Source organism: Streptomyces sp. NPDC091280 (genome assembly GCF_044768565.1).
Taxonomy (GTDB): domain Bacteria; phylum Actinomycetota; class Actinomycetes; order Streptomycetales; family Streptomycetaceae; genus Streptomyces.
Genome location: NZ_JBIVUZ010000029.1, coordinates 1 through 23,254, shown reverse-complemented (window position 1 = coordinate 23,254; position 23,254 = coordinate 1). Strand labels below are relative to the sequence as shown.

Annotated in this window: 24 protein-coding genes; 11 read left to right on the top strand and 13 right to left on the bottom strand. The window is 70.7% G+C overall.

Annotation, left to right across the window (positions count from 1 at the left end; all coding sequences use genetic code 11):
• Window positions 1–160: 160 nt before the first annotated feature.
• The 4 genes from ACIQPR_RS48160 to ACIQPR_RS48145 all read right to left on the bottom strand — a co-directional run bounded on the left by ACIQPR_RS48160 (window position 161) and on the right by ACIQPR_RS48145 (window position 4,646).
• The gene (locus tag ACIQPR_RS48160) at window positions 161–1,036 is read right to left on the bottom strand and encodes an HpcH/HpaI aldolase/citrate lyase family protein (protein WP_403663878.1); all 876 of its coding nucleotides are present in this window, start codon (window positions 1,034–1,036) and stop codon (window positions 161–163) included.
• Between the two features lie 5 nt (window positions 1,037–1,041).
• On the bottom strand, window positions 1,042–2,115 hold the full coding sequence (locus ACIQPR_RS48155; RefSeq protein WP_403663875.1) for an HpcH/HpaI aldolase/citrate lyase family protein: 1,074 nt from the start codon (window positions 2,113–2,115) through the stop codon (window positions 1,042–1,044).
• A 489-nt stretch (window positions 2,116–2,604) separates the two neighbouring features.
• Window positions 2,605–2,991 carry an NUDIX domain-containing protein gene (locus tag ACIQPR_RS48150; RefSeq protein WP_403663872.1) on the bottom strand — a complete coding sequence of 129 codons (387 nt, stop codon included), beginning with the start codon at window positions 2,989–2,991 and terminating at the stop codon, window positions 2,605–2,607.
• A 245-nt stretch (window positions 2,992–3,236) separates the two neighbouring features.
• A complete protein-coding gene (locus ACIQPR_RS48145) occupies window positions 3,237–4,646 on the bottom strand; it encodes an L-lactate permease (RefSeq protein WP_403663869.1) in 1,410 nt (469 codons plus the stop codon).
• A 65-nt stretch (window positions 4,647–4,711) separates the two neighbouring features.
• Here ACIQPR_RS48145 and ACIQPR_RS48140 point away from each other — a divergent pair, with 65 nt between their 5' ends.
• A complete protein-coding gene (locus tag ACIQPR_RS48140) occupies window positions 4,712–5,269 on the top strand; it encodes a helix-turn-helix domain-containing protein (protein WP_403663866.1) in 558 nt (185 codons plus the stop codon).
• A gap of 430 nt (window positions 5,270–5,699) precedes the next feature.
• Window positions 5,700–5,849, top strand: a complete 150-nt coding sequence (locus tag ACIQPR_RS48135; RefSeq protein WP_403663863.1) for a hypothetical protein — start codon at window positions 5,700–5,702, stop codon at window positions 5,847–5,849.
• Window positions 5,850–5,908: 59 nt separating this feature from the next.
• Here the strand turns inward: ACIQPR_RS48135 and ACIQPR_RS48130 are convergent, their stop codons facing one another.
• Window positions 5,909–6,421: an AAA family ATPase gene (locus tag ACIQPR_RS48130; protein ID WP_403663860.1), complete on the bottom strand. Its 513-nt coding sequence runs from the start codon at window positions 6,419–6,421 to the stop codon at window positions 5,909–5,911.
• Window positions 6,422–6,685: 264 nt separating this feature from the next.
• Here ACIQPR_RS48130 and ACIQPR_RS48125 point away from each other — a divergent pair, with 264 nt between their 5' ends.
• Window positions 6,686–7,369, top strand: a complete 684-nt coding sequence (locus ACIQPR_RS48125; protein ID WP_403663892.1) for an HAD family hydrolase — start codon at window positions 6,686–6,688, stop codon at window positions 7,367–7,369.
• Between the two features lie 59 nt (window positions 7,370–7,428).
• A complete protein-coding gene (locus ACIQPR_RS48120; protein ID WP_403663857.1) occupies window positions 7,429–7,806 on the top strand; it encodes a cupin domain-containing protein in 378 nt (125 codons plus the stop codon).
• Window positions 7,807–7,959: 153 nt separating this feature from the next.
• Here ACIQPR_RS48120 and ACIQPR_RS48115 read toward each other — a convergent pair whose 3' ends face one another.
• Window positions 7,960–8,517 (bottom strand): MarR family winged helix-turn-helix transcriptional regulator, encoded by a 558-nt coding sequence (locus tag ACIQPR_RS48115; protein WP_403663854.1) that lies wholly within the window; start codon window positions 8,515–8,517, stop codon window positions 7,960–7,962.
• A 47-nt stretch (window positions 8,518–8,564) separates the two neighbouring features.
• Between ACIQPR_RS48115 and ACIQPR_RS48110 the strand changes: the two genes are divergently transcribed.
• Window positions 8,565–9,281 carry an SDR family NAD(P)-dependent oxidoreductase gene (locus tag ACIQPR_RS48110; RefSeq protein ID WP_403663851.1) on the top strand — a complete coding sequence of 239 codons (717 nt, stop codon included), beginning with the start codon at window positions 8,565–8,567 and terminating at the stop codon, window positions 9,279–9,281.
• A gap of 183 nt (window positions 9,282–9,464) precedes the next feature.
• On the opposite strand, the gene ACIQPR_RS48105 is transcribed toward ACIQPR_RS48110, so the two are convergent.
• Window positions 9,465–9,911 carry an Lrp/AsnC family transcriptional regulator gene (locus ACIQPR_RS48105; protein ID WP_403663848.1) on the bottom strand — a complete coding sequence of 149 codons (447 nt, stop codon included), beginning with the start codon at window positions 9,909–9,911 and terminating at the stop codon, window positions 9,465–9,467.
• A 92-nt stretch (window positions 9,912–10,003) separates the two neighbouring features.
• Between ACIQPR_RS48105 and ACIQPR_RS48100 the strand changes: the two genes are divergently transcribed.
• The gene (locus tag ACIQPR_RS48100; RefSeq protein ID WP_403663845.1) at window positions 10,004–10,816 is read left to right on the top strand and encodes an LLM class flavin-dependent oxidoreductase; all 813 of its coding nucleotides are present in this window, start codon (window positions 10,004–10,006) and stop codon (window positions 10,814–10,816) included.
• Window positions 10,813–11,247 carry a nucleoside deaminase gene (locus ACIQPR_RS48095; RefSeq protein WP_403663842.1) on the top strand — a complete coding sequence of 145 codons (435 nt, stop codon included), beginning with the start codon at window positions 10,813–10,815 and terminating at the stop codon, window positions 11,245–11,247. The genes ACIQPR_RS48100 and ACIQPR_RS48095 overlap by 4 nt, the downstream gene beginning before the upstream one ends.
• A 161-nt stretch (window positions 11,248–11,408) precedes the next feature.
• Here ACIQPR_RS48095 and ACIQPR_RS48090 read toward each other — a convergent pair whose 3' ends face one another.
• From ACIQPR_RS48090 to ACIQPR_RS48065, 6 genes are all read right to left on the bottom strand, one after another.
• Window positions 11,409–11,981, bottom strand: a complete 573-nt coding sequence (locus tag ACIQPR_RS48090) for a FadR/GntR family transcriptional regulator (RefSeq protein WP_403663839.1) — start codon at window positions 11,979–11,981, stop codon at window positions 11,409–11,411.
• A gap of 293 nt (window positions 11,982–12,274) precedes the next feature.
• Window positions 12,275–13,564, bottom strand: coding sequence for an MFS transporter (locus ACIQPR_RS48085; protein WP_403663836.1), 1,290 nt, complete (start codon window positions 13,562–13,564; stop codon window positions 12,275–12,277).
• A 130-nt stretch (window positions 13,565–13,694) separates the two neighbouring features.
• Complete coding sequence (locus ACIQPR_RS48080; RefSeq protein ID WP_403663833.1) at window positions 13,695–15,188, bottom strand: long-chain fatty acid--CoA ligase; 1,494 nt, start codon at window positions 15,186–15,188, stop codon at window positions 13,695–13,697.
• A 72-nt stretch (window positions 15,189–15,260) separates the two neighbouring features.
• A complete protein-coding gene (locus ACIQPR_RS48075; RefSeq protein WP_403663831.1) occupies window positions 15,261–16,712 on the bottom strand; it encodes an amidase in 1,452 nt (483 codons plus the stop codon).
• Between the two features lie 153 nt (window positions 16,713–16,865).
• Window positions 16,866–17,918, bottom strand: coding sequence for an Lrp/AsnC family transcriptional regulator (locus ACIQPR_RS48070; RefSeq protein WP_403663828.1), 1,053 nt, complete (start codon window positions 17,916–17,918; stop codon window positions 16,866–16,868).
• Between the two features lie 136 nt (window positions 17,919–18,054).
• Entirely contained in the window at window positions 18,055–18,798 is a 744-nt protein-coding gene (locus tag ACIQPR_RS48065) for an AraC family transcriptional regulator (RefSeq protein WP_403663889.1), read from the bottom strand.
• A gap of 54 nt (window positions 18,799–18,852) precedes the next feature.
• Between ACIQPR_RS48065 and ACIQPR_RS48060 the strand changes: the two genes are divergently transcribed.
• From ACIQPR_RS48060 to ACIQPR_RS48045, 4 genes are all read left to right on the top strand, one after another.
• Window positions 18,853–20,070, top strand: coding sequence for an MFS transporter (locus ACIQPR_RS48060; protein WP_403663825.1), 1,218 nt, complete (start codon window positions 18,853–18,855; stop codon window positions 20,068–20,070).
• A 120-nt stretch (window positions 20,071–20,190) separates the two neighbouring features.
• Window positions 20,191–21,372, top strand: coding sequence for a trans-sulfuration enzyme family protein (locus ACIQPR_RS48055; RefSeq protein WP_403663822.1), 1,182 nt, complete (start codon window positions 20,191–20,193; stop codon window positions 21,370–21,372).
• Entirely contained in the window at window positions 21,369–21,866 is a 498-nt protein-coding gene (locus tag ACIQPR_RS48050; RefSeq protein WP_403663819.1) for a GNAT family N-acetyltransferase, read from the top strand. The genes ACIQPR_RS48055 and ACIQPR_RS48050 overlap by 4 nt, the downstream gene beginning before the upstream one ends.
• 301 nt (window positions 21,867–22,167) lie before the next feature.
• Entirely contained in the window at window positions 22,168–23,178 is a 1,011-nt protein-coding gene (locus ACIQPR_RS48045; protein ID WP_403663816.1) for an NB-ARC domain-containing protein, read from the top strand.
• The last annotated feature ends 76 nt before the right edge of the window (window positions 23,179–23,254 follow it).

Here is a 23,254-nt window from a genome sequence, read left to right as displayed (position 1 = left end):
AACGGTCAGCTGCGTGTTGTGGGATTCACTGGCGTGATGCTCGGCCTGTGGATGCAGGACTGTGATGCTGGGGGCACGTACGCGGCGTCGGTTACGTCGCGTATGAGGTGGGGTGGCCGCATGACCGGAGCCGTGCCCGCGTCGGATCAGGTGCGGGAGGTTATGGGCGAGCGGCGACTGCCGCCGCGAGGGCGAGGATCCGGCGGGCGTCCTCGACATGCAGGTTCTCGATCAGCCGGCCGTCGACGGTGACTACTCCGCGGCGTTCGCGAGTGGCTGCCTCGAACGCGTCGATGATCCGCTGGGCGCGGGCGACCAGTTCTGGGGACGGGGCGAACACCTGGTTGCACGGGGCGATCTGGGAGGGGTGGATGAGCGTCTTCCCGTCGAAGCCGAACTGCCGTCCCTGCACGCACTCGGCCTCGAAGCCCTCGATGTCCTGCACATCGTTGTAGACGCCGTCCAGGATCACCTTGCCGCTCTCCCGCGCCGCCAGCAGTGCCAGCGACAGCCCGGTCAGTAGCGGAGCCCGGCCGGGGACGTGCTCGGCGTGCAGTTCCTTGGCGAGGTCGTTGACGCCCATCACCAGGACGGTGAGCCGCTCGCTCGCGGCGGCCACCGCACGGGCGTCCAGCATCGCGCGCGGCGTCTCGACCATGGCCCAGATGGCCGTACGGTCCGGGGCGCCGGCGGCCTCCAGCGCACGCTCGACGGCGCGCACGGTGTCGGCGGATTCCACCTTGGGCACGACCACCGCGTCCGGACCGGCCTCGGCAGCAGCCCGCAGGTCGTCGTCGTGCCAGGCCGTGCCAGGTGCGTTGACCCGGATCGTCAGCTCACGGAAGCCGTACTGTCCCGAGGCCGCGGCGGCGGCCACCCGTTTGCGGGCCTCGGTCTTCGCGTCGGGGGCGACGGCGTCCTCCAGGTCGAGGATGAGCGCATCGACGGGCAGGGACTTGGCTTTCTCCAGGGCGCGTTCGTTGGCGCCGGGCATGTAGAGCACGGAGCGGCGCGGTCGCAGGATTGCCTCGGACACTGGTGTTACTCCTTGTTCTGCCGGAACTCGGCCGCCGTGTAGGCGTCCCGCAGTTCGGGGTCGCGGGCGGCGAGGGCCTGCGCGAGCTCGGCGACCACCTGGCACTGCTTGTACGTCGCGTCGTCCTGCATCTTGCCGTCGATCATCACCGCGCCGGTGCCGTCGCCCATGGCGTCGATGACCTTGCGGGCCCAGGCGACGTCGGCGGGGGCGGGCGAGAAGACCTTCTTGGCGACGGCGATCTGCACCGGGTGCAGGCTCCAGGCGCCGACACAGCCGAGCAGAAAGGCGTTGCGGAACTGGTCCTCGCAGGCCGTGGTGTCCTTGATGTCGCCGAACGGCCCGTAGTACGGCAGGATGCCGTGCGCCGCGCAGGCGTCGACCATGCGCGCCAGGGTGTAGTGCCACAGGTCCTGCTGGAAGGTGGCCCGCGGGGCAGCGCCGTCCGCGCCGTGCGGGTCCTCGCGGACCAGATAGCCGGGATGTTCGCCGCCGACCCGGGTGGTCTTCATCCGGCGGCTGGCGGCCAGATCGGCGGGGCCGAGCGAAATGCCCTGCATCCGGGGGCTGGCGCCGGCGATCTCCTCGACATTGGCGACGCCGGTCGCGGTCTCCAGGATGGCGTGCACCAGGATCGGCCGCCGGATCTGCGCCTTCGCCTCCAGCTGGGCGAGCAGCCGGTCGACGTAGTGGATGTCTTCGACGCCCTCCACCTTCGGCACCATGATGACGTCCAGCTTGTCGCCGATCTCGGTGACCAGGGTCAGCAGGTCGTCCAGCACCCACGGCGAGTCCAGGCTGTTGATCCGGGTCCACAGCTGGGTGTCGCCGAAGTCCGTGGCTTTGGCGATCTTCACCAGGCCCGACCTGGCCGCTTCCTTGCGGTCGGCGGCGACCGCGTCCTCCAGGTTGCCCAGCAGCACGTCCACGGTGGGCGCGATGGCCGGCACCTTCGCGGCCATCTTCTCGTTGCCCGGGTCGAAGAAGTGGATCATCCGGGACGGCCGGAACGGTACCTCGTGTACGGGGGTCGGCGCCCCGACGGCCAGCGGTCGGAAGAAGTCCTTCGGAGAGCGCATGCAGTCTCCCTGGTCGGTTCACGGAACAGGGCTGCCACCGGTGCCCGGCGGCGCCATTCGGGCTCACTCTAGGCCCGCACTACCGGCCAGTACGTGTGCTGTTGATCACCGCCGGCCATCGGTGCGCCGGGTGCGCCGGGGCCGATTCGGGGCGGGTTCTGGGCGGGTTCTGGGCGGGCTCCCGGTGGCGGCCCCTCGCGCGCCCCGGAACGCTCGATGCGGAGGGTCCGCGCCGTGTTCCGGCGGCACGTCGCCCGCACCGGCCGGGCGCCGGTCCGCCACCGGGGCAACGACGGCACCCGTCAGGGCGCGGCGGTGAGCGGCGACGACATCCGCCACTGGCTACGGGCCGGTTTCCCGCGCCCCCTTCCCGGCGGCCCGCGAACTCGCCGCCCTGCGCGGGTTCCCCGCCGCACGCCCGGATCCCGCAGCACGCGGGCGGCACGGCGGAGGCCGCGGACGGCAACGCCATCGCTGTCGAAGGGGCCGTCATGTGCGGCGGGTGATCATGCCGTTGCGTCGCAGCAGCGGCAGGATGTGATCCCGTACTGCCGGAGCCAGCCGCACGTCCGGTTCACCACCAGGAATCCACCGCAGAGCCGCCAGTTCAGCCGCCGGCCGAGGCTCCTGGCTCATGCCCGCCGCGAAGACCGTCATCCTCATCGGCACGCCCTCAAGAGCCGCTGGTGCTTCAACAACCGCCAGGAACCTCGGACTCAGCGGACAAATCCCCAACTCCTCATCCAGCTCACGGATCAGCGTGTCCAGCGGCTCCTCGCCCGCCTCAGGCTTCCCGCCCGGCAGATAGAACACGTCGGGAGCCGCCCTCTTGCTCACGACCAGCAGGCGCCCCTCCCGGACGATCACGGCGGCCACGACCACCAGGAACCCAGCCCCGCCGGGACCGACCCTCTTACCGTCGTGAGTCATGCGCGCCATCCTCCCCGGCACCTCACCAACACCCTCGCAACGATCACAACCACCTGCTCAGCCAGGCACGGCGTGCGCCCGCGCGCAGGGTCCGACTGCACCGGGAGGGCGACCCCGCTCCTGGCCGAGCGCGGTGGCCGGCGCGGTCCGCGCCCGATCCGGGCGCACTCCCGGCCCTGGACCGGCCCGGGTCACCCGGTCGGTATGAACAGCACACTGAGGAGCGCGAGGACCGCGACGATCGCGGTGTCGATGGCCAGAACGGTCCGCAGGACCGGGGTCTTGTCGGGGGCGTCGTCGCACAGGCGGGTGGCGAACTCGACCCGGGCGGGGGAGGCCATGATGAGCATCGAGCCGGAGACGTTCTGCATCGCCGTGACGGCGAGGACCGGGGCGCCCAGGGTGGTGGCCGCGGCGGCTTGGGGTGCGGCGAACATCGCGTTCGCCCCGCTGTTGGAGCCGGCGAGGAATCCGCCCAGTCCGCCGAGGACCGGGGTCAGGGCGAGGTAGCCGGAGCCGAGATGGGTCAGGGTGGAAGCGATCTGCGCGGACATGCCCGAGACCGACATCACGGCCCCGAGGAGCACGAACAAGCCGGTCGCCGGTCCGACGGGTATCCAGGACCGGGCGGCGGCGCGGACGGTGGCGCGGCGCTCGCCGCCGTGGTGGCGCAGCGCGGTGAGGGTCGCGACGGCCAGCCAGAGCGCCGGGGAGGCCAGGTAGTGCCAGCCGCTGGAGGCCAGGCCGAGGGCGCGGACGGTGATCGCGACGCTCAGGACGCCGCCGAGGAGGACGACGTGCGCGGCGCCGGCCCGGCGCACCTCGGCGGACAGGGTGATCCGGTTGCCGCGGGCCCGGCGCAGCACCAGATGCAACACCAGGACCACGGCCGCGCCGACCGCGCCGGCCGGCGCGGTGCCGAACAGGAGGTTCGCGCCCCACACGCCGCCCCACAGCACGAGGGCCGAGCCGGTCGCGAACAGCACGCCGCGCAGCCTCTCGCCGGGGCCGGCGACGATGAGCGCGGCGGCGATCCCCGTGCCCGCGAACACGGCCAGGCTGATCGCGGCGGAGGCCGCCCCCAGCGCGTCGAAGCCGACACCGGCCAGGTGGGAAGCGATCAGGGTGCCCGGGCCCATCGATCCCCAGGGAACGATGCACAACCCCAGCAGCCCGGTCGTGGCCGCCTTGTGGCCGCCGATGCCCAGCCCGTACAGCAGCGGCACGCCGATGGCCATGCCGATCCCGAACCCGGTGAGCGACTCGGCCAGCGGCGTCACGCCGTGCACAATCGCGAGGACCGGCACGACACCCGTGCCGAGGTTCTCGCGCAGCCATCGCGCCAGGACCTCCTGCGCGCCGGTGCGGCGGCTCGCCTCGGCGAACGCGATCCCGCCGCAGATGATCAGCAGCACCTCAAGGAGGATCGGCCACCACTGCGTGAGCACCGACCACGCCTCACCGCCGTCGAATCCGAACCAGACCACCCCGACCACCGCGCCCGCACCGACACCGGCGAGGGCGGCACGCGTCGAGGACTGGCGCAGCAGCAGCGCGGCGATCACGAGCAGGATCGGCAGGAGCGCGAAAAGGAACAACATGTCGGCAGCATATACAAAGTTTTTTTCGTATCCTGAAATCCGGGATTGTGGAAGGAGCCATCGTCATGGCATCGGGGCAGGTCAGCCAGTTCGGCATCGCGATGCGGGCCCGCCGGGCCGAGGCAGGGATCACACTGGAGCAGCTCGCTGCGGCCTGCGGGGTGTCCATCGGCACGCTCTCGCGGATCGAGCGCAGTGGGCTGAACACCTCCCTGGCCAACGCGGTCGCCATCGCGACCAGCCTGGGGACCACGGTCGACGCCCTCCTGCAGGCGCGGCAGGAGGTGTCCGTGCAGCGGGCGGGCGACGCGCAGACGTTCACCGATCAGGACAGCGGGGTGGTGCGGACCCTGATCGCCCGCCCCACCGCCGCAGCCGAGCTCATCCGCTACACCCTTCCGGCCAAGACGAGCACCGCCCGTTTCGCTCCGCACGGTCCCGGCACCACCGAGATCCTGCACGTGACCGCCGGGGCCGTGACGATCAGCAGCGGCCCCGACGAACCGATCACGTTGCAGAGCGGCGACACGGCCCATATGCCCGCCGACCGCGAACACCAGCTCAGCAACCCGGCACACGAGCCCAGCACCATCGTCATCCTGATCATCCGCCCCGCCCTGTAGTACCCGCGGCGGGTGCGCGCAGCGGCATCCAGGAGGCCGGGCAGGTCCGCGAGGACGGTGCGTGACGATGCGCAGAACCCGGCATGGGAAAGGGCGGCACCGCGACCTGCAGGCAGTCTCCGGTGGACGGTTTGGTGTAATCGGGGCGTGCATCCGGGTGGGGGTTCTCGCTCTGGCTGCGGGTGCGTCGTCCCGGGGGCGATGTGATCGGTCTGCTCGGCTGTCCGCGCACCCGTCGGCCCAGCGCGGGTCTGTGGTCGTCGGTGTCGGATCTCCTGGCGGTCGGCGAGGGTCTGGTTGCCGACCGGACTCTCCTGGGGGAGATCCGTCGTCCTCGTACCCGGGGCGACGACCCCATCGCCTATGGGTTGGGATGGTTCCCGGGGCCCTTCGGTCCAGATGTATCTCGACGGACGGCTACCGGGCTGCCATGGTCCTCATACCGGACCGGGACTGCGTGACCGTGACCCTCGCCGACCAGGAGACTGCCCTGCCCGCCTTGGCGCGACTGCTCAACGACATGCAGCAGCCACCGACCGGGGACGACATCGCCAACGCGGTCAACGGCTTCACTGCCTGAGTATCTGCTCCTGAGGCCGACATGACATGGCGCGGTTCGTGAGCCTTCGTTGACTCGGATTAGCGTCCGTCGGGGTGAGCAAGGTGGCCGAGGAGCAAGGCGAGCGACTCCTGCGGGTTCTGGCCGGCTGTGTCGACGACGATGTGCTCCCGGTCCCAGGGCTCGTAGTCGCGGTTGAGGACCTGCTGCCAGTCGGGCAGTGGTAGATCGGGGATGTCGATCGATCGTGTGGTCACGCGGTCTCGGTGCTCGTCCGGGTCTGAGCAGATGACTTCCACTTCGACGACGGGGACGGCCGCCTTGGGCCCCACGTTTTTCCAGCTGTCGCGGGTGATTGCCAGGGGGTTCACGGATTCCGCGATCACGGTCAGCCCTTGCCGGAGGTGTTCTTCGGCGAGGGCGTATCCGATGACGTAGCCGGCCGGTCCGACGGGGTGCTGTGCCAGGCCGGAGCGGACGATGGCCTGTTCGATGGTGTCGATGCGCAGGTGGACTGCGCCGATGCGTGCGGCCAGCAGTCGCGCGAGAGTGGTCTTGCCGGTGCCGGGCAGTCCGCCGATCACGATGAGCATGTGTTCATCCTGCCGGAGCAAGAGGGGGGCCGAAGCCGGCGGTGCCATGGGAGAGCTGGTGCCGGTCAGGGTGGGGTTGCCGACCGTGAACGTGAGGACGATCAGTCCCGGTCGGCCTCGCGGGAGACGGGCTGTGTGCTCTTGTGGGAGGGCCGGCGGGGGATGCGCCTGGTCAAGAGTGTGATCGCGGCCCAGGCGAGCAGGGTTGAGTGTTTCGACGTCTGCCGGGCGGTCCGGGGCCGGCTTACATGATTGGCTTTGCCGGTGCAGATTAAAGCGATCGTATTCGACTTTGACGGCCTGCTCATGGACACCGAGACCACGCTCTTGGCGTGCTGGCAGTACGAATGGAGACAGCACGGGCTGGAGCTGGACCCAGCCACCTTCTTCGCGGATCACGGCGGCGACATCACCGCTGAGCGGTATCGCCAGCTCGCGGAGGCCGTCGGTCCCGGCTTCGATTACGAGGCCAGCCACGCCCGCCGGCTCGCCTACCGCGACGAGCTGCACAACGGGCTGGGCCTTCGGGACGGCATAGACGCCTGGCTGGCACAGGCCCGCGATGCAGGTTTGCAGTGTGCGGTCGCCAGCAGTTCACCCGCGGCGTGGGTAACCGGCATGCTGGCCCGAGTTGACCGCCTCGACGCATTCACCGCCCTGGCGTTCGGGAACGAAGTCGCTGCTCCCAAGCCGGCTCCCGATGTCTACCTGCTCGCTCTCGACCGCCTCGGGCTCCGCCCGGCACAGGCCATCGCAGTCGAGGACACACCCCACGGGGCCGCCGCAGCCCGAGCCGCAGGACTTGCCTGCGTCGCCGTCCCGAACCCCTTCGCCGCCCACTCGGACTTCACCGCGGCGGATCTTGTCCTCCCCACCGCCGCCGACCGCACACTCCAAGCCGTCATAGACACGCTCACCGGCACGGCACCCCACACAGCCCCGATCTGAACATCCACAACCATTGAGCGGCGCGCATCGTGAAGCCACAGGTCACTGGCCTGGCGTGAGTGACGATTCGGGTGTTCCGGCAGGTGGACGCCCTAGCGCACGACCGCGTACTGCACGGCATCGAGCTGATCGGCGGCCTCATCCCGAATGAGGTGGTGCGGACCCTGATCGCCCGTCCCACCGCCGCAGCCGAGCTCATCCACTACACACTTCCCTGCCCGGACGAGCACCGCCCGTTTCGCCCCGCACGGTCCCGGCACCACCGGATCCTGCACGTGACGGCCGGGGTCGTGACGATCGGCAGCGGCTCCGGCGAGCCGATCACGTTGCGGAGCGGCGACAGGGCCTATATGCCCGCCGACCGCGAACACCGGCTCAGCAACCCGGCAAACGAGCCCGGCGGCGTCGTCATCCTGATCATCCGCCCCGCCCTGTAGTACCCGCCGCCGGTGCGCGCCGTTGGTTCTTCACCTGCTGGGTGGCCAAGTCGGCCGGGCTCTGGCCGAGTTCGAGGTTCTGGCGGCGGTTCCGTGAAGGCGGCGTGGGTGATTCGCTGGGCAGCGTCTCTTTGCGGGGTGGATTTGTTCGGCTCAGCCCGAGGTGTCGGCGATGCGCGCTCGGACGTCTGCCGTCAGTTTGTCCAGCAACGCGGTGAGCAAGAGGCGTTCGTCCGGCGAGAGACCGCCGACGAGTGTGGCTTCGCGACCGAGTACGGCATCGACGGACCGCTCGATGAGCGCATGACCTTCGGCTGCGAGCGCCACCATGACCGTGCGGCTGCCTGCCGGCCCGGCTGTTCGCTCGACGAGACCTTCACGTTCGGCCCGGGCAACGCGCTGGGAGATCGCACCGGCAGTGACCAGCGTCCGCCGGGCAAGTTCGCGCGTGCTGAGGGCGTAGGGCGGACCGGAGCGGCGGATGACGGAGAGGAGGTCGAGGGTGGCCGCGTCGATCCCTGCGTCGCGCAGCACCTTGCCGCGATCGTCCGAGAAGAGCTTGGCCAGCCACCAGATGGGCGTGACGATCTCGATGGATTCAGTGGGGGTCCCAGGCCGTTCCCGTTGCCACGCGGCAGCGATCTCTGCGGCGGAATGACCAGGTTGGGGACTCGGAGAGCGGCCGTCGGTCACGGAGTGGGTCCTCGCCATCGTCGAGTATGTTTAGATCTAAACGTAGCATTCGACAAGGAGGAGACTTGACCCGCACTGTGCTCATCACCGGAGGTACCAGCGGCATCGGCCGTGCGATCGCTGCCCGGTTCGCTGCCGACGAGGCGAAGGTCTGCATCACGGGACGTCACACCGCGACCGTTGAGCTCGCCGCCGAAGAGATGGGGGTTCACGGAATCGTCTGTGATGCGGCCGACCCCGGCCAGGTCGCGGCGCTTGCCGAACGGATCGGCGGCCTGGACGTCCTGGTCAATGCCGCTGGGGGCCTGCCCGAGGCGCCGTCCGGTGACCCGTCGGCCCTGGACGGACTGCTCTCGCAGTGGCAGGCCAACCTGGCGCAGAATCTGCTGACCGCCGTGCTGACCACAGCCGCAGTTCAGGACAAGCTCACCAGCGCAAGCTCCGTCATCAGCATCGGCTCGATCGGCGCCGAGCGCCGGGGCGGCTCCTACGGCGCGGCCAAGGCCGCTCTGGCTGCCTGGAATGCCTCGTTGTCCGGCGAACTCGCACCCAAGGGTGTGAGCTGCAACGTCATTTCCGCGGGCTACATCGCAGGGACCAACTTCTTCCGTGGCCAGCTGAGCGAGGAACGTCATCGCGCACTGGTCGCGGAGACGCACGACAAGCGGCCGGGCACGGTCGACGACATCGCCCAGACCGCCCACTTCCTGGCCTCGCCGGGAGCCCGGCACGTCACCGGACAGACCATCCACGTCAACGGAGGCGCCTTCACCACGCGGTAGCGCCGGGTAAACCGCGTCGAGCCGTCGGTCCAGGGCTCGTCACGAACCGATCTCTCGGGCGGCAGCCGCCCGGCGGGGCCGGGCGCCCGTCCTGCGCACCGCGCCGGACCTCGCCGCGACCCCGGTTGGAGGGGCGCAGTGAACCGCCGGGGTGTCGGTCTCCGCCGGGCGGGTGGGGCCGGATCAGGGCCGGTGGGGTCCGCGTTGGGGCAGTGTCCGGCTGTAGACGACGCTGGTAGTCGTACTGCCGAGGCCCGCCAGTTCGTCCACCAGCTTCTCCAGGTGCTCCATCGAGACAGCGGCGACCTTCAGCGTGTAGCAGTCGTCGCCGGTGGTGCGCAGGCACTCCAGGATCTCGCGGCGCTCCGCGAGGAGGTGGTGCAGCGGCTGGTGGCGGTTGCCCGGGTACTTCAGACGGACGACGGCGAGCACGGGGTAGCCCACCTTGGCCAGGTCCACGGTGGCGTGATAGCCGGTGATGACGCCCAGCGACTCCAGATTCCGGACCCGCTCGGTCGTGGCGGACGGGCTGAGGCTGACGCGACGCCCCAGTTCACTGAGGGAGATCCGGGCCTCCTGCTGGAGCTGCTCGATGATCGCCCAGTCAGTGTCGTCGAGATTCACGTCCATGAGCTGATATTACCGCGAGATTCCTGGTGAACGATGGGAATCGCCGGGAAGTGTCGGTTCCGGTGACGTGATCGCCGGAATAACCTCGGGGCATGCAACTTGGCGTCAACGTACCCAACTTCGGGCCCGGCACCGACCCCGGCGTACTGCGCGCGTGGGCGCGGGTCGTGTCCGGACTCGGGTTCGACCTGCTGATGGTGTCGGACCATGTGACCATCACCCCGGATGTCGCGGAGCGGTATCCGGAGCGGTTCTACGACCCGTTCACCACCCTGTCCTGGCTGGCCGGAATCAGCGATGGCGGGCTGCGGCTGGGCACGACCGTCCTGGTGCTGCCCTACCGGCACCCGCTGCTGGTCGCGCGGATGGCGAGCAATCTCCAGGAGTTCAGTGGCGGGCGGTTCGTCCTGGGGGTGGGGGTCGGGTGGGCGCGGCAGGAATTCGACGCGCTCGGGGTGCCGTTCGGCGCGCGGGGGCGGCTGACCGACGAGTACCTGGGCGTGGTGCGGGAGGCATGGCGGGCGGAAGACGCAGCCGCGCCTGCGGTGTGGGTCGGCGGGCACAGCGCGGCGGCGGTCCGGCGGGCGGTCAGGTTCGGCGATGCCTGGCATCCGCTGCGGCTTCCGGTGGCACGGATGCGGTCGGTCCTCGCGGACAATCCGATGCCGGGCTTCGCGCCGCGGATCGCGCTGCGACAGACCGACGCTCCGGTCCAGGAGGCCGAACGACCCGCCGGCGTCGGGACTCTGGAGCAGATCGTGGGCGATCTGGAGGAACTTCGCGCGCTCGGCGCCGAGACGGTGGTGCTCGACCCATATGACGGGGACCCGGCTCAGACCCGCCGTCCCGAGGCCGCGTGGCGGATGCTCGCGGCGGTGACCGAACAGTGGAGGACAAAGTCGTGATCACAACTGCTGACGAGGCGCTGCTGCGGCGGGCCATCGCTATCGCGGCGCGCGCGGTGGAGCTGGGCGACGCGCCGTACGGTTCGCTGCTGGCCGGGCCGGACGGGGCGATCCTCACCGAGGCCCACAACACGGTCCAACGGGACAATGACATCGCGGCCCATCCCGAGCTGAAGCTGGCCCGGTGGGCGGCCCGTGAGCTGGACACCGGCACAGCGGCCGGCACCACCATGTACACGAGCTGCCAGCCGTGCGGCATGTGCGGGGGCGGCATCGTCCGCTCCGGTATCGGCCGGGTCGTCTACGCGCTGTCCACCGAACAGCTCGTCGAGCTCAACCCTTCGGGGGCTTGGCCGACCGTGCCGCAGGACGGCCCGGCCCTGTTCGACGAGGCACGCGCTCCCATCGACGCCTACTACTCTCCGAGCTGACGTCGTCCGGTGTCTTCGCCGAGCTGCTCGCGCCGGTCACGGGGTGTGACCGGCGCCATCGGCTCCGCCCTCCGGGGGTACATCGGCGGCCCCATCCGCACCCACTGTGCGCCCGGATAGTGCGGGAGGGTTGTCGGCAGAGGCCATCGAGCAGGTCGGCGTCAGCTCGGGCCGGTGCGCTGATGTTCCTTGACGGCCCGGACGGCTGGGTCTACTGCGCCGCGGCCGAGTTCGGTGAGCAGGCTGACGTGGCAGCGGTTGCGGGCCCGTACGACCGCCGGGCCGGGTGCGGGCAGCAGCAGGCACTGCCGGCCGAGGAGGGCGGAGGCGACCTCGCGGATTTCTGCGCCGCCGAGAAGCTCGGCGAGGTCGAGGTGGAAGCGGGTCTCCAGTTCCACCAGCCGGGCCGGGTCCTGGGCCAGGTCCAGTTCCGCGACCAGCGACCTCAGTCCTTCGGGCGAGCCGTCCGGGACCTCGCCCGCGCTGTGCGCCACCAGTCCGCATTCAAGCAGCAGGTGGAGGGAGTCCAGTGCAGCGGCCTTCTCGGCGTCGTGCATCAGGGTGACGCCGGTGTTCCAGTCCGCGGCGACGAAGGTGCCTCCGGTCCGGCCGGGCCGCCGGTCGAGCAGACCGTCCTGGCACATCCCCTCCAGCGCGCGGCGCACGGTGATCTTGCTGATCCCCAACTCCTCGGCGAGGACGGCGGCGTCCGGCAGCCGGTCACCCGGTGCCACGGAGTTCAGGCGGACGCCCAGCGCGACCCGGGAGCGGACCAGGTCAGCCCCCTTCTGGCTGCCGCCTGCGGGCAGGCGGATGTCCCCGCCGTCGGGATGAACCGTGCCGTTCGGCTCCGCAAGCAGTTTGATCGATCTGCCTTTTGACGCGCTGTCATCGTCTTCGGCAGGCGATGCCGCGTGCTTGCGAGAACCCGCCGGGCAGTGACGCAAAGGCGTCAGGAATCCGATGTCCACCCCGGCGTGTCTGTGCCGCCGCCCACGTCGTCCATCCGTTCTTGACCTGCGGCTCTTCAGGATGAAAGAGGTTCACTGTCGACGGAGGACACTGCCCGTCCTGCCGCAGCCAGCCCGAAGGCGACGGTCAGTGCGAGAGCTCCCGCCAAGAGCATCACACTCTCCTGCTGCCCGGAGGCGAGCAGTCCGGCCAGCGCCGTCCCGGCGGAGGCCCCTGCCCACGAGCTGCTCTGCAGCCAAGCGAAGGCTTGCGGCCTGGCCGGCGCGGCCACCGCGGCAGCCATCCGCGATGTGATCAGTGCCAGAGTGGGGGAGACCGCGACGCCGCTGGCCACCAGGACGAGTGCGAACCACAGCCCCTGCCCCGCGTCTCCGGCACCCAGCAGGAAGTAGGCCGCGGGTGACACAAACAGGAATGCCGCACGCCTCGTTCGTCCAAGACGGAGACGAGAGGCCGCGAGTCCTCCCCCGAGCGAAGCCAGCGACCAGGCCGCGAGTACCCATGACGACACGGCCGTGCTGTCGAACTCGGCGACCACAGCCACCTCGACGCAGGCCAGCATCCCGTAGCAGGCCGCCCCCGCGATGATCAGCGACCGGACCGCGGTCCGAGAGGCTCCGGCCCGAAAGGGATCCGGGTGCTCGGCGGCCCGCTCGCTGGTGTCGCAGTCCCCAGCCTTGCCGTCCCAGGCGAAGACCACGCTCACTCCCAGCAGGAGTATGGCCGCGGCGACCATCGGCGCGTGATGCGAGAGAACGCGGGAGCCGCCGACCAGGATCGGAGCTACGACGAACGCGAGACTCGCCAGTGCCGACTCCACCCGATACGCGCGCTCACGCTCCTCCCCTTCCAGCAGGTCTGCGATCCGCCCGCGGGCCTGCGCGGTGACGGGTGGCAGGAAGAAACCGGCGGCCGAAGCCGTCACCACGGCGACAACCGGAGAGGGCGCCGCGGCGATCGCCACATGGCACAACGCCGTCACCATGGCGAGGGTGAGCAGGGTCTGTGCCTGTCCCAGGCGGAAGGCCGCGGTGACCCACAGGGGCTGGGCGAGCGCACCGGCCAGGGTCCAGCACGTCAGTGCGAACGATGCGGTGGCCAGCGACTGCCGCTCGGAGAGGGTGACGAGGATCGCGAGGGGGCCCATTCCCGTGGCCGTTCTGTACGCGAACGTGCTGGCCAGTACGAGCGGTATGTGTCCTGGGGTCTTTCCCTTCGATGCCGTCTCCGCGCCGCGGTGTCCTGCGGCATCTTGTTCATCTGTTCGCTTCACCGGCCGCCTTTCCAAGGTCACGTTAGCCAGCGCCTGGGGTAGTGGCCAGGAGGTTTCCGCGAGGGTCACCACGGGGCAGGCACGGGAGGCTGCGCAGCCGGCTCAGACCGCGAGGGCAGGCTGCGGGTGTTTTCCCGCGGCCTGTCCCTGGTCCGTGCCGGCCGGCGGCTCGGCGGTGCCCTCCGGGTTGTGGGAGGGCCGGTCAGTCGGCCGGTGCGGAGATCTCCCGTTTGAGGATCTTGCCGCTCGGTCCCGTCGGGAGCGCGTCCATCAGCCATACGTGGCGCGGGTATTTGTAGGCGGCCACCCGGTCTTTGACGAAGTGCTGGAGTTCCTCGGCGCTCGCCGAGGCTCCGGGGCGCAGGACGACGGCGGCAGCGACTTCCTCGCCGAGGTGTTCGTCGGGCACGCCCAGGACGGCGGCCAGCGCGACGGCGGGGTGCTCGTGCAGGACTTCCTCGATCTCGCGCGGGTAGACGTTGTAGCCGCCGCGGATGACGAGGTCCTTCTTGCGGTCGACGATGTAGAGGTAGCCGTCCTCGTCGGCGCGGGCGAGGTCGCCGCTGCGCAGCCAGCCGTCGGGGATGGCCGCGGCGGTCTCCTCGGGCCGGTTCCAGTAGCCCTTCATCACGTTCGGTCCGCGTACCGCCAGTTCGCCGACCTCGCCCGGCGCCACGTCCTGGCCGTCGTCATCGAGCAGGCGCACCTCGACGTCGCGGATCGGGGTGCCGACGGAGCCGGCCTTGCGGGGCCGGTCGGGGTGGTTGAACGTGACGACCGGGCTGGTCTCCGACATGCCGAAGCCCTCCAGCACCATGCAGCCGAAGCGTCGTTCGAAGCCGTGCAGGACCTCCACCGGCAGCGAGGCACCGCCCGAGATGCACATGCGCAGCGTGGAGACGTCCGCCGTCGCGGCGTGCGGGGACTGGAGCAGGGCCGCGTACATGGTGGGCACGCCCTGGAAGACGGTGGCCCGGTCGCGGGCGATGGCATCGAGCACGCCCTGCGGGTCGAAGCGGGGTATGAGGGTGAGCGTGGCGCCGCTGCGTACGGCGGCGTTCATCGTGCAGACCTGTCCGAAGATGTGGAACAGGGGCAGACAGCCCACGATGACGTCCAGGGGCGTCGCCCGCTGCACCTCGACGGCACTGACCTCGGTGTTGTGGCGCAGGCCCGCGTGGGTGAGGGCGGCGCCCTTGGGGACGCCGGTGGTGCCCGAGGTGTAGAGCAGCACGGCGACGTCGTCGCCGGCGCCGCCCGCGATCCCGGGCAGCGGCTCGTGCCCGGCCAGCCGGGCGCGGAGGGCGGCGGGCTCGACCACGAGCCGGCGGACGCCGGCGGCGAAGGCGCCCTGGGCGCCCTCGCCGGGGGCCAGATGCCACTCGGCGAGGAGCACCGCCTGGGAGTCACGCAGCTGGTACTCGGTCTCCCGCGCCTTGAGCAGCGGATTCATCGGCACCACGATCCCCCCGGCACGCAGGATGCCGTAATAGAGGATCACGAACTCGGGCACGTTGGGCACCATCAGGGCGACCCGGTCACCGCTCCGTACCCCCAGTTCCCGCAGCAGGGTGGCGGTCTGCGCGCTGCGCCGGTCGAGTTCGGCGTAGCTGGTGACCGCGGTGCCCAGCCGCAGCGCGGGCTGCTCGGGATACCGGGACGCGGTCTCCACCAGGAATTCCGCCAGGTTGGTCATGGTGCCTCCTTGCACTCATGTTCTGCGACGCGTGCGAAGCCGCCCGCAGCGCGGGGGCTGGGGGTGCGAGGGTCAGGACTGCTGCTGCAGGGCCGTGTACGACCAGGGACGCAGGACTTCCAGGGCCTTGCCGACGCGGAAGACGGCCGCGTCGTCGTAGGTGTGCCCGACGATCTGCACGCCGGTGGGAACACCCCAGCTCGACGAGCCGGAGGGCACGTTGAGGACGGGGCAGCGGTTGTTGATGTTGAACGGTACGGTCATGGCGGCCCACAGGGGCTCGGCCACCTCCTGGCCGTCCACCACGACCTTGTCCCCGGTGAGGTCGTCGCCGGCGTGCCAGCCGGGGACCGCCGTGGTCGGGCACAGCAGGGCGTCGAAGCCCTCCAGGGCGGTGGCGAGCTGGCTCTGGAGGCGGTATTCCGCGCGCAGCGCGTCGAGGTAGCTGACCCGGCCGTGGAAGCTGTCCATCAGCTCCACGAAGGCGGCCGTGTTGGGGCTGAGCCGGTCGCGGTATTCCGCCGGGATTTCCAGGATTGCCGCCCCGAAGATCGTGGAGTAGTGGCCGGCGATCGCGGTCAGCAGGTCCTGCCTGGTCCAGGGCAGCGTGATCTCCTCGACCACGGCGCCCGCGTCGGCCAGCGCCTGGGCGGTGGCACGGGTGTTGGCCTCGATCTCGGGGTGGACGTCGTACTCGCCCAGCCGGATGCACAGCGCCAGGCGCAGGCCGGTGACGTCCTGGTAGGCGGTGGGCAGGGTCAGCTTGGGGCGGATCGAGTTGGGGTCGGCGGGGTGGGGGCCGGACAGCACGTTCTGGAAGGTGATCACGTCGTCGACGGTGCGGGCCATGGGCCCGTCCCCGCGGTAGTGGTCGGCGGCGAGCGGGCCCATGCCGGGGTTGCGGCCGTAGGGGGCCTTGAAGCCGACGGTGCCGGTGAACGCGGACGGGATCCGGGTGGAGCCGCCGATGTCGGAGGCCGACGCCAGCACCGAGGTGCCGGCCGCGAGGGAGGCGCCCGCGCCGCCGGAGGAGCCGCCCGGGGAGAACTCGGGGTTCCAGGGGTTGCGGGTGATGCCCCACAGGCGGGAGTGCGTGAACGTGGCGGCGGAGAACTCGGGCGTGGTGGTGCGGGCGTGGACGATGCCGCCCGCCTCCAGGATGCGGTCGATGACGGGGGCGTTCTCGTCGGCGACGTTGTTCTCCTTGAGGAGGGAGCCCTCGGTCAGCAGCCGGCCCTTGATCGCGTGCTTCTCCTTCGTGGAGACCGGGATGCCCTCCAGCGGGCGCGGCTGGAGACCATTGCGGCCCAGGTAGCGGTCCTCGGCGTGCCGGGCCTGCTCCAGGGCCTGGTCGAAGAGGCGCTCGGTGAAGGCGTTGATCCGCGGTTCCATCGTCTCGGTCCGCTCGATGACGGCCTGCATCAGCTCCACCGGGGACAGCTCCCGGGCGGTGAACAGACGCTGGGCCTCGGCGGCGCTGAGGTAGACGAGGTCCGTCGAGGTGGTGGGGGTGGTGGGGGACATGGGGGATCCTTCCGGTCCGGCTCGCGGTGCGAGGACATGACGTGGTCGAACGCCGTCAGCATCCGTTCACACCGCCGCAACCTCCGGAAACTGCATGGATCCGCCACATGAGTGAGCTGTATGCGGGAATGCGTCACGTGTGGGGGTGGTGGTTCAGGGGATCGGCTGCCACAGGTCCATCGGCACGCTGGCGACGCTGCGCCCGTCCTGGGACAGCAGGCGCCCCATGCGCTTGACCCAGCGCAGGGTGACCACCCGGTTGAGCACCCGCACGGAGGGCATCAGGGCCGCCAGCCGGGCCTCGTAGCGGGCCAGGTCGTCCAGGGCGTGCAGCCACACCACGCTCAGCAGGTTGGCTTCCGAGGCCGTCGACGCCGCCAGACGGGTCTCCTTCAGCTGCGCCATCTCCTCGGCGGCGAGGGCGAGTTCGGTGGGCGCCACGCTCATCCACAGCGTCGCCGTGCTGTGCCAGCCCGCGTGCGGGAGGGAGGCTTCACAGCGCAGTACCGCCTTGCCGTCCCCGTGCAACAAGGTGCCCAGGGCACGCCGGATACTCGATTCGGGGCGGCCCAGCTCGGCGGCGAGCGCGGCGACGGGACGGCGGCCGTCGGGGCCCAGTGCCAGCACCAGGCGGCGCTCCTCGACGGTGAGGACGGCCGCTCCGCCGCCCGCCGCACCGCCGGCGGGCTCGGCCAGATCACGCTGCTGGCCGCGGGAGAGGGAGTCGAAGCGCCACCGGCTGCCCTCCCGGTTGAGATGCTGCACCAGGTGGGTGCGGGTGGCGGTCACCGAGGCGATGCGGCCCAGCGCCAGCACGTAGGAGGACATCAGCTCCATGCTGCCGGTGGCCACGGTCAGCAGCAGATCGCACGACCCGGACACCACTTCCACACCCAGCGCCTGCGGATGCCGGGCGATCGTCTGCGCCAGGTCCTCGCGGGCCTGCGGCACACAGGACACCTCGATCAGCGCGAGAGCCGCGTAGCCCACCTGCCCCGCGGCCGGATAGCAGGTCACCCAGGCGACGCCCGCCTCCCGCAGCCGCGCCCAGCGCCGCGAGAGCGTCGCCGCGTCCACCCCGAGCGGGCCCGCCAGCTGGCTCCACGGCGCGCGGGGCGCCACCTGCAGGGCGGTGACCAGCGCGAGATCCAGCTCGTCCAGCGACACCCCCGGCCCGGCGGGGACTGCGGGTGCGGTTTCATGCATGCGATCGGCCTCCTGCCACGGATTCTTGCAACACCGGCCCGGCCACCGGAAGGAACCCGGGCCCGGCCCGCCGTACGGGTCCCCCTCCGGACCACGCCGTGGCGGCCCGGCCTCGGGCCCTGCCCGCCGGCGGCCGTCAGTGCGCGGGGTGGGAGCCGGGGGTGTGGCCGAAGGTGCGGCGGAAGACGTCGATGAAGGCGCTCGCGGAGGACCAGCCGCACTGATGCGCGACCGCCGTCACCGCGCTGCCCTCGGTCAGCAGGACCAGCGCGCGGTGCAGGCGCAGCTGGGTGCGCCACTGCGGGAACGTCATGCCGAGGTCGCTGCGGAAGAGCCGGGACAGGGTGCGGTCGCTGGCCCCGACCTCGCGGCCGAGCTCGGCCAGGGTCCGGCCGTCGCCCGGGTCGGCCTGCAGGATCCCGCACAGCGCGCGCAGCAGAGGCGTGGTGGGGGTGGGCAGGTGCAGCGGCTGCTGGGGCGAGGCCCGCAGCTGGTCCAGGAGGACCGCCCGCAGCCGCGCCCGCTCCCCGCTGCCGTCGTCCTCGCCGTGCGTGTAGGCGATGATCAGCTCGCGCAGCAGCGGACCGACGGCCAGCACGGTGGGTGCGCCCAGGCCCAGCGGGTTCTCGGCGGCGGGCAGCCCCACCAGGTGCAGGTCGAGTTCGCCGTAGGCGCGGTGGGCGTGCACGGTGCCGGCGGGCACCCATATCGCCCGGGTGCCGGGGGCGACCCAGGATCCCTCGCTGGTCGTGATGGCCAGCACCCCGCGCCCGGCATAGATGATCTGGTGGTCGTCGTGCCGGTGGGCGTCGATCGCCTCACCGGACGCCAGCCACTGGGTGCGCGTGGGGGCCACGGACTCGTGGCGGACTTCCGTCATCATGTGGCAGTTTATCGGAAGCGGGACAGGGTGGCGGGCCCGGAGCATGACGGTATGAAAAGGAACACCTCGATCACCCTGCTCTCCGTAGGCCACGCCTGCGTCGACATCTACCAAGGCGCCGTGGCGGCCCTCGTGCCGTTCTTCATCGCCGAACGTGACTACACCTACGCGGTCGCCTCGGGCATCGTGCTGGCCGCCTCGCTGCTGTCCTCGGTGGCGCAGCCGGTCTTCGGCGCGCTCACCGACCGCTGGGCCATGCCCTGGCTGCTGCCGGTCAGCACCCTGCTCGGCGGCGTCGGCATCGCCCTGAGCGGCCTGGGCGGCTCCTACGCGCTCACCCTCGTCTTCGTCGCCGTCTCCGGCATCGGCGTGGCCGCCTATCACCCGGAATCCGCCCGCGTCGCCCGCCTCGCCAGCCAGGGCAGCCACCGGGCCATGGGCTGGTTCTCCAGCGGCGGCAACATCGGCTTCGCGCTCGCCCCGCTCATGGTCACCGCCGTGGTCGCCCCCGGAGGCTTGAGCTGGACACCGCTGCTGGTGCTGCCGGCCCTCGTCGGCACCGCGCTGTGCCTGCCCGTGGTGCGCGCCCTGCAGCAGAAGGAAGTCGGCGACGCCGCGACCGCGCTGCCGGCCGGGAGCGACGACGTCGCCTCCTTCGTGAAGCTGTCCCTCGCGGTCGTCTTCCGCTCGATCGCCTTCGTCGGGATGAGCACCTTCATCGCCCTGTACGCCCGCCAGCGCCTGGGCGGCGGCGAGATCGTCGGCACCATCGCCCTGACCGTGCTGTACTGCGGCAGCGCGATCGGCTCGGTGGTCGGCGGGAACCTCGCCAGCCGCTGGGACCGGGTGACGGTCACCCGCTGGTCCTACCTGATCACGGCCGCGGCCATCGCGGGCGTGGTGTGGGTGCCGGGCCCGGCCATCTACCTGTTCGTGGCCCTGACCTCGGTCTGCCTGTACGTGCCGTTCTCGCTGCAGGTCACCCTCGGGCAGGACTACCTGCCCTCCCGTATCGGCACCGCCAGCGGCATCACCCTCGGCCTGACCGTCAGCATCGGCGGCCTGGCCAGCCCCGTCATCGGCTCACTCGCCGACGCCACGTCCCTGCAGACCGCCCTGGCCCCCCTCGTCCTGATGCCCCTGATCAGCTGGGTCCTCTTCCGCAACCTGCACGAGCCCGCCGCACTCGACGCCGACACCGCCCCGCAGCCGCAGGACGCCGGCCTCGACGCCGCCCCCGCTCCCGCCCAGCAGCTGGGCAACCGCTGAGCGACACCGCGGGCCGTGCGCACCCGGACGAGCAGAGTCCGCCGCCGGCCCGCCGGGCGTGCACCAGCACCCCGCCCGTTCGACCCTGGCCCTACCGCTGATCACCAAAGGATGCCCCTGATGGACACCGAGACGCTTCTGATCCACGCCGGCCGGGAAACCGCTGCCGCCGCGAACGCGGTGAGCCCTCCGCTGGTGCGCACCTCGACCACCGTGTTCGCCTCCTACGACGCCTACAAGCAGGCCCAGGGCGCACTGGTCTTCGACGGCCCGCGCTACGGCAGATCCGGCACCTCGACCACGTTCGAACTGCAGCGCGCCATGGCCGAGATCGCCTGCACCGAGACGTGCATCGCGACCAGCAGCGGACTCGCGGCTATCACCGCCGTGCTCGCCGCGCACGCCGGCCCCGGCCGCCACCTCCTCATCGGCGCCGGCGTGTACGGGCCCACCCGGGTCTTCTGCGACAACGTCCTGATCCCCTCGGGCACCGACGTGGAGTACTTCGCCCACGACACCGACATCGCGCCCCTGCTGCGCGAGAGCACGAGCCTGGTGTTCGTCGAGACGCCTGCCTCGCTGACCATGGAGATGTGGGACGTGCCCGCCATCAGCGCGGCGGCCCACGACCGCGGCGTCCCCGTCGCCTGCGACGCGACCTGGGGAACACCCGTCTTCTTCGACGCCCACGCGCTGGGCATCGACATCTCCATCCACGCCGCGACCAAGTTCATCAACGGCCACTCCGACCTCCTGCTCGGCCTCATCACCGGCACCCTCGACGCCCTGGCCGGCGTCCGCGCCTACTGCGACTGCAACGGCACCCACGCCGCCCCGGACACCTGCTGGCTCACCCTGCGCGGACTGCGCACCCTGGCCGTGCGCATGGAAGCCCACCAACGCTCCGCCCTCACCGTCGCCCACTGGCTCACCTCCCAGCCCGGCGTCCAGCGCGTCCTGTTCCCCGCCCTCGACACCGACCCCGGCCACAAGCTGTGGCAGAGCCAGTTCTCCGGCGCCGCAGGACCCTTCACCGTCGAACTCGCCCCCAGCAGCGAAGAGGCGTTCACCCAGTTCATCGACAGCCTCTCCCTGTTCGGCCTCGGCACCAGCTGGGGCGGCTTCGAGAGCCTGGTCATGCCCGCCATTCCCCACCACCTGCGCGCCCTGGCCGCCCCCACCGACGCCCCCCGACTCGTCCGTCTCCACATCGGACTGGAAAACCCCCACGACCTCTGCGACGACCTCGCCGCCGCACTGACCCGCCTGACGCCGGCGCACGACACCGCGAACACACCATGACCCACCTCGACGTACGACCGGCCGGCAGGGACGAACTCCACCTGGTCGAGGCACTCCTCACCGACGCTTCCACCTGGCTCGCCTCCCGGGGCATCGGCCAGTGGCAGTACCCGCCAGAGCGGGCCGAGATCAAGCAGGCCATCGGCCACGGCGGGTGCTTGCTCGCCTTCCGTAACGCTCAGCCCGTCGCGACGATCCAGGTGGACGACCACGCGGACCCCGAGTTCTGGCAGGAAGACGACCGGCCCGAGACCGCCCTGTACGTACACCGCCTGGCGGTCAGCCGCTCGACGGTCGGACAGGGCATCGGCTCCAAACTCCTGGACTGGGCCGCACAGCACAGCGCCGAGGCAGGCAAGACGCTGCTGCGGCTGGACGCCTGGAAGGACAACCCCGCACTGCACGCGTACTACCTGCGCCACGGCTTCGAGCTCGTACGCATCGTGGACGTGCCCCACCGAGGATCAGGAGCCCTGTTCCAGCGAGCAACGTGACCACTCGTTACCGGCTCTGTCCATGATCCGTTCGCCGATCTCAACAGCCCGACCGCTACGTGACATCGCTCCGGGTGACGTTGCGTCAGTTCAGCCTCTGAACGGGTTAGCCGCCACAGGTTCGCGGTCAGGTGCCGAAGGGCGGCACCTGCTGCACGGTGAGGTCCTCGCGCAGAGCTGGTACCGGGTACGTATTCCTCCCCTGCGGTATTCCCCGGGGGGTGGATCTCTGCATTCATCGGTATGAATGGTTGGCCCGGCAGTAGCCTCTTGTGACGGTGTGTGAGGTACTGGGGGGCTCGTGGCCGGGAGTCGGTGGCCGGGACTAGCGACGTCGGCCGTGATCACGGCAGTGGTCGGTGCGGTGACTTCGGCAGCGGAGAACGCGGCCACTGGCCAGGACCGGTGGCCGGGGCCACTCGACCAGGTTCGGCGGCACGCATGGATAGTCCTGGGCGTGGGTCTGGCACTGGCCCTGCTATTGGCCTTGTACACGCTGTTCCACGAGGTCAAGTCCTCGTCGACGGCCGAAGACCCACCACCGCCAGCGCCCCCGGAGATACCGCGGTGGGTGATCGACCGTGCACAAGCCCGTCAGGTAGCGGCTGAGCTGGGCCGACGACGGCGGTCACGGTCAGTGGGGATCACGGCTGCGGCCGGACTGCACGGCGCCGGGGGCTTCGGGAAGTCCACACTCGCGGAGATGGTCTGGGCCGACCGACGGGTCCAGCGCCGCTTCCGTGGGCGGATCTACCGGGTCACCCTCGGGTTGGACGTGCGCAGCCGGGCGGATATCACCGCGAAGGTGGCCGAAGCGACCCGGTTCATCACCGGGGACACTACGGTCTTCGACGACCCGGATCTGGCCGGCGCGCACTTGGGCCGACTGCTCGACGCTCGCCCGCCCACACTGCTTCTCCTGGACGACGTGTGGAGCGCCGACCAGCTCGCACCATTCCTGACCGGCGGCGCCAAGTGCCGCCGGTTGATCACCACGCGACTGCCAGACGTGCTCCCGGGCGGCGCGTACCCGGTGAAGGTCGACGAAATGTCGGCCGCCCAAGCGCGGCAGGTCCTCGCCTTCGGCCTGACCGACAACCTGCCGGAAGCCACCGTGCTCGGTCTGCTGCGAGCGACCGGGCGCTGGCCACTGCTGCTACGCATCTGCAACCAGTACGTGCACCGCCGCATCGACACCGGAATGACACCCTCTGCCGCAGCTGCCGAGATCCTGAGGAAGTTGCGCCATGACGGGCCGGTCGGGTTGGACCCCGCAGTCCCAGTCGATCTCAATGAGCGGTGTGCATCGTGAAGTTGCTGGTCACGGGTCTGGTGTGCGTGGGGTTCGGGGTGCTCGTGCTGGTCGTGGGCGGATGACTTCGGCGAAG

Coding starts and splice junctions, on each gene's coding strand:
- ACIQPR_RS48155 (WP_403663875.1), bottom strand. CDS start 2,115: ATGCGCTCTCCGAAGGACTTCTTCCGACCGCTGGCCGTCGGGGCGCCG.
- ACIQPR_RS48145 (WP_403663869.1), bottom strand. CDS start 4,646: ATGTTGTTCCTTTTCGCGCTCCTGCCGATCCTGCTCGTGATCGCCGCG.
- ACIQPR_RS48140 (WP_403663866.1), top strand. CDS start 4,712: ATGGCATCGGGGCAGGTCAGCCAGTTCGGCATCGCGATGCGGGCCCGC.
- ACIQPR_RS48135 (WP_403663863.1), top strand. CDS start 5,700: ATGGTCCTCATACCGGACCGGGACTGCGTGACCGTGACCCTCGCCGAC.
- ACIQPR_RS48130 (WP_403663860.1), bottom strand. CDS start 6,421: ATGCTCATCGTGATCGGCGGACTGCCCGGCACCGGCAAGACCACTCTC.
- ACIQPR_RS48115 (WP_403663854.1), bottom strand. CDS start 8,517: ATGGCGAGGACCCACTCCGTGACCGACGGCCGCTCTCCGAGTCCCCAA.
- ACIQPR_RS48105 (WP_403663848.1), bottom strand. CDS start 9,911: ATGGACGTGAATCTCGACGACACTGACTGGGCGATCATCGAGCAGCTC.
- ACIQPR_RS48100 (WP_403663845.1), top strand. CDS start 10,004: ATGCAACTTGGCGTCAACGTACCCAACTTCGGGCCCGGCACCGACCCC.
- ACIQPR_RS48080 (WP_403663833.1), bottom strand. CDS start 15,188: ATGACCAACCTGGCGGAATTCCTGGTGGAGACCGCGTCCCGGTATCCC.
- ACIQPR_RS48075 (WP_403663831.1), bottom strand. CDS start 16,712: ATGTCCCCCACCACCCCCACCACCTCGACGGACCTCGTCTACCTCAGC.
- ACIQPR_RS48070 (WP_403663828.1), bottom strand. CDS start 17,918: ATGCATGAAACCGCACCCGCAGTCCCCGCCGGGCCGGGGGTGTCGCTG.
- ACIQPR_RS48065 (WP_403663889.1), bottom strand. CDS start 18,798: ATGACGGAAGTCCGCCACGAGTCCGTGGCCCCCACGCGCACCCAGTGG.
- ACIQPR_RS48060 (WP_403663825.1), top strand. CDS start 18,853: ATGAAAAGGAACACCTCGATCACCCTGCTCTCCGTAGGCCACGCCTGC.
- ACIQPR_RS48055 (WP_403663822.1), top strand. CDS start 20,191: ATGGACACCGAGACGCTTCTGATCCACGCCGGCCGGGAAACCGCTGCC.
- ACIQPR_RS48050 (WP_403663819.1), top strand. CDS start 21,369: ATGACCCACCTCGACGTACGACCGGCCGGCAGGGACGAACTCCACCTG.